The following is a 5,055-nucleotide window of genomic DNA, read 5'->3' as shown; positions in this document are numbered from 1 at the left end:
GGAGAGAAGTGCGGCCGCCGACTCCCGGTCGGCCACGTCGCAGGCGGTGACGGTCACCGTCGCGCCGAGATCCTCCAGCTCCGCCGCCAACTCCGTTGCACCCTCGGCCCGCAGGCCGCTCCGGCTGGCCAGCAGCAGATGCCGGACGCCGTGCCCGGTGACCAGGCGCCGGGCCAGCAGGCCGCCGAGGGTGCCGGTGCCGCCGGTGATCAGGACGGTGCCCTCGGGGTCGAACGCCGCGGCCTCGTCGGCCGGGGCCGTGGCCCGGGCGATCCGGGGCACGTACATCGTCGTCCCGCGGACCGCGACCTGCGGCTCGTTGGTGCCCAGCACGGCGGCGAGCACCGGTTCGACGTCCGTCCCGGGGGCGGCGTCGGTGTCGAGCAGCACGATCCGGTCCGGGTTCTCCGCCTGCGCGACCCGGATCAGACCCCAGACCGCGGCGCCCGCCGGGTCCGTCACCGCGGCGTCGCCGCCGGCGGGCACCGCACCCCGGGTGACCACGACCAGCCGCGCCGCGTCCAGCCCCCGGGTGCTCAGCCAGGCCTGGACGACGTCCAGCACCCGGGCGGTCAGGCCGAGCACCGCGTGCTCGTCCGGGCCGTCCCCGACCGCGTCCAGGACGACCACGGGGGGCACGCCCGAGCCGTTGGTCAGCATGGCCACGTGGTCCGGCGAGGCCACCGGCACCCAGGCCGGCGGGAGTTCCAGGCCCGGAGCGGTACCGGTGGGCAGCTCCGTCCACTCCACCCGGAACAGCGCGTCGCGGCCTTCGTCGCCTCCCGCGCTGCCCAGTTGGTCGGCCGAGACGGCGCGCGAGACCAGCGAACGGAGCGTCAGGACGGCTCCGCCGGTCTCGTCGGCGGCCTCCAGCGCGAGCGTCTGCGCGTCGGACCGCACCAGGCGCACCCGCAGTGCCGAGGCGCCGGCCGCGTGCAGCCGCAGCCCGTTCCAGCCGAACGGCAGGTGCACCTCGGACTCGTCGCCCGCCCGGTTCGCGCCCGTCGGGTCCCCCAGCGCCACGTCCAGCATGACGGGGTGGAGGGCGGCGTCGAGCAGCGCGGGGTGGATGCCGAACCGGCCGGCGGCGTCCCGCTGGTCCTCGGGCAGGGCGACCTCGGCGAACAGCTCCTCGCCGCGTCGCCAGACCGCCCGCACGCCCTGGAACACCGGCCCGTAGCCGTAACCGGCTCGGGCCAGCAGCTCGTAGCCGCCGGTGACACCGAGCTGCTCCGCGTCGGCGGGCGGCCAGGCGGTGAAGTCGAACGCGGGACCGCCGGCGTCCGAGGTCGCCGTCAGGGTCCCGGTGGCGTGCCGGGTCCAGGCGTCCGCGCCGGTGTCCCCGGCCGCGTCCTCGCGGACCGAGTAGATGCCGACACTGCGGGCGCCCGCCCCGTCGGGGCCGCCGACGGTGACCTGGACCCGCACGTTGCCGTGCTCGGGCAGGACCAGTGGGGCCTCGATCACCAGCTCGTCCAGCGTGCCGCAGCCGACCTCGTCACCGGCCCGTACCGCCAGCTCGACCAGACCGGTGCCGGGCACCAGGACGGCGCCGCCGACGGCGTGGTCGGCCAGCCAGGGGTGGGTGTGCAGGGAGAGCCGGGAGGTGCAGAGCACGCCGCCCGTCTCGGGTACCTGGACCACCGCGCCGATCAGCGGGTGGTCGGCGGTGGCCTGGCCGAGCGAGGCCGCGTCGGTGGCCGGGGCGGTCCGCAGCCAGTAGTGCTGCTGGTCGAAGGCGTAGGTGGGCAGGTCCACCTGGGCGGTCTCGGCGCCGGCCGGCAGCACACCGGTCCAGTCGACGGCCACGCCCCGGACGTGGAGTTCGGCCATCGAGGCGAACAGGCGGCGCGGGCCGCCCTCGTCCCGCCGCAGCGAGCCGGTGACCAGGGCCTCGGCCCCGGCCTCGTCCACGATCTCACTGACCGGCTGGACCAGCACCGGGTGAGCGCTCGACTCCACGAACACCGTGTGGCCCTGGTCCAGCAGCGTCGCGATCGCCGGGCCGAACCGGACCTGACCGCGCAGGTTGCGGTACCAGTAGCCGCCGTCCAGCACGCCCGCCTGGTCGATCCACTCGCCCGTGACGGTGGAGAGGAACGGCACCAGCGGGGCCTGGCTGCGAATGTCCGCGAAGGCCTCGCCGAGGGTCTCCTCGATCGCCTCGACATGACGGGTGTGCGAGGCGTAGTCCACCGCCACCCGGCGCACCCGCACGCCGTCGGCCGCGAGCACCTCCAACGCCTCGTCCAGGGCCTCGGCGTCACCGGCCACCACCACCGAGGCCGGGCCGTTGACGGCCGCGACCTCCACCCGGTCCGTCCAGCGCACCAGCCGCTCGACAGCCTCGCTCTCGGAGAGCGCCACCGACGCCATCCCCCCGCGCCCGGCCAGGCTGCCCGCGATCACCTGGCTGCGCACCGCCACGATCCGCGCCGCATCCTCCAACGACAGCGCACCCGCCACGCAGGCCGCCGCGATCTCCCCCTGCGAGTGCCCGACCACCGCGTCCGGCAGCACGCCCACCGACGCCCAGACCGCCGCCAGACCGACCATCACCGCGAAACTCGCCGGCTGGAGCACGTCCACCCGCTCCAGCAGCTCGGCCGGGGCCTCACCGCGCAGCACCTCCTCCAGCGACCAGTCCACCCAGCGCTCCAGCGCCGCCGCGCACGCGGCCACCCGCTCGGCGAACACCGGGGAGGCGTCCAGCAGTTCACGCCCCATCCCGACCCACTGCGAACCCTGCCCCGGGAACACCAGCACCGTCCGGCCCGCACCGGACACACTGCCCGTCACCAACCCCGGCGCCGACTCCCCGCGCGCCAACGCGGCCAGCCCCGCCAGCACCTCGGACCGCGAGCCCGCCACCAGCACCGCGCGCTCACCGAGCGCCGCCCGCCGGGTCGCCAGGACACCGGCCACCGCGGCCGGTGAGACCGGCGCGGACGCCTCGACGAAGGCCGCCAGCCGCTCGGCCTGCCCGGCCAGCGAGGCCGTCGAGGCCGCCGACACCACCAGCGGCACCACGGCGTCGGGCGCGGCCCCGACCTCGGCCGGCTCCTCCTCGGGCGCCTGCTCCAGGATCAGGTGCGCGTTGGTCCCGCTCAGCCCGAAGGAGGAGACGCCCACCCGCCGGGGGCGGCCGGTCTCCGGCCACTCCCGCGCCTCGGTCAGCAGCTCCACCGCGCCGAGCGACCAGTCCACCTGCGGCGTCGGAGCCTCGACGTGCAGGGTGGGCGGCAGCACACCGTGCCGCAGCGCCTCCACCATCTTGATCACACCGGCCACCCCGGCCGCGGCCTGGGTGTGGCCGACGTTGGACTTGACCGAGCCGAGCCAGAGGGGTGCCTCCCCGTCCCCGCGCCCCTGCCCGTACGTGGCCAGCAGCGCCTGCGCCTCGATCGGGTCGCCCAGCGAGGTCCCCGTCCCGTGCGCCTCCACCGCGTCGACGTCCGAGGCGGCCAGGCCCGCGTTGGCCAGCGCCTTGCGGATCACCCGCTGCTGCGAGGGGCCGTTGGGCGCGGTCAGACCGTTCGACGCGCCGTCCTGGTTGATCGCGCTGCCGCGCAGCACCGCCAGGATCCGGTGTCCGTTGCGCCGGGCCTCGGAGAGCCGCTCCAGCACCACGACGCCCGCGCCCTCGCCCCAGCCGGTGCCGTCGGCGGTCGAGGAGAACGCCTTGCACCGCCCGTCGGGGGCGAGTGCCTTCTGTCGCGAGAACTCCACGAAGGTGTGCGGCGTCGCCATGATCGTCGCGCCACCGGCCAGTGCCAGCGAGCACTCGCCGGACCGCAGTGCCTGCGCGGCCAGGTGCATCGCCACCAGCGAGGAGGAGCACGCCGTGTCCACCGTCACCGCGGGGCCCTCGAAGCCGAACACGTAGGAGACCCGGCCCGAGGCCACGCTCATCGCGGAGCCGGTGGCGGTGAAGCCGCTCAGCTCCGGCGGGATGACGCCGCCGATCCCGTAGCCCTGGGTCATCACGCCGGAGAACACCCCGACGTCCCGGCCCTTCAGCGCGGCCGGGTCGACCCCGGCCCGCTCCAGCGCCTCCCAGGACATCTCCAGCAGCAGCCGCTGCTGCGGGTCCATCGCCAGCGCCTCGCGCGGCGAGATCCCGAAGAAGCCCGCGTCGAAGAGCCCCGCGTCGTGCAGGAAGCCGCCCTGGTCGACGTAGGAGGTGCCGATGTTCTCCTGGTCGTCGTCGAAGAGGCCGCCCACGTCCCAGCCGCGGTCCTCGGGGAAGCCGGACACCGCGTCCCGGCCCTCGGAGACCAGCCGCCAGAGGTCCTCCGGGGTGACCACGCCACCGGGCAGCCGGCAGGCCATGCCGACGATCGCGATCGGCTCGTCGAGGTCGGCCGCCACCACCGTCGGGACGGCGGCAGCGGCGGCGGTGTCGCCGAGCTCCTCGCGCAGGAAGCGGGCGAGCGCGACCGGCGTGGGGTAGTCGTAGACGACGGTCGTGGGCAGGTTGAGCCCGGTCGACTCGCGGAGCCGGTTGCGCAGTTGGACGGAGGTGAGCGAGTCGAAGCCGGCGTCCTTGAACGCCTTCTCCGCCTTGACGTTCGCCGCGCCGGCGTGTCCGAGCACGGTCGCGACATGGGTGCGGACCAGGTCCAGCAGCAGCGTCTCCTGCTCCGCCACCGCCAGCCCGGCGAGCCGGTCGGCCAGCCCGGAGGCGGTCCGGACGGCCCGCCGGCCGACCGGCACCAGGCTGCGCAGCAGCGGCAGGACGCCGCGGCCGGACGCGGCCTCGGCCCGGACGGCGCGCAGGTCGAGCTTGATCGGCACGGTCACGGCCCGGCCGCCGCGCAGGCCCGCGTCGAAGAGGTCCAGGCCCTCGGCCGGGGCGATCGCCAGGAACCCGCCCCGGTTCACCCGGGTCTGGTCGGCCTCGGTGAGGTGGGCGGCCATGCCACCGGCCTGCTCCCAGAGGCCCCAGGCGAGCGACGCGGCGGGCAGGCCGTCGGCGCGGCGCCGGTGGGCGACCGCGTCCAGATAGGCGTTGGCCGCCGCGTAGTTGCCCTGACCGGCCGAGCCGAAGACCCC

General features: G+C 75.9%; 1 protein-coding gene. It reads right to left on the bottom strand.

The window, feature by feature from the left end:
- A partial coding sequence (locus ACZ34W_RS38325; protein WP_465611086.1) for a beta-ketoacyl synthase N-terminal-like domain-containing protein occupies positions 1 to 5,055 on the bottom strand: 5,055 nt, incomplete at both ends.

Source organism: Kitasatospora sp. NPDC022856 (assembly GCF_055561235.1).
This window is presented reverse-complemented; position numbering and strand designations above follow the sequence as displayed.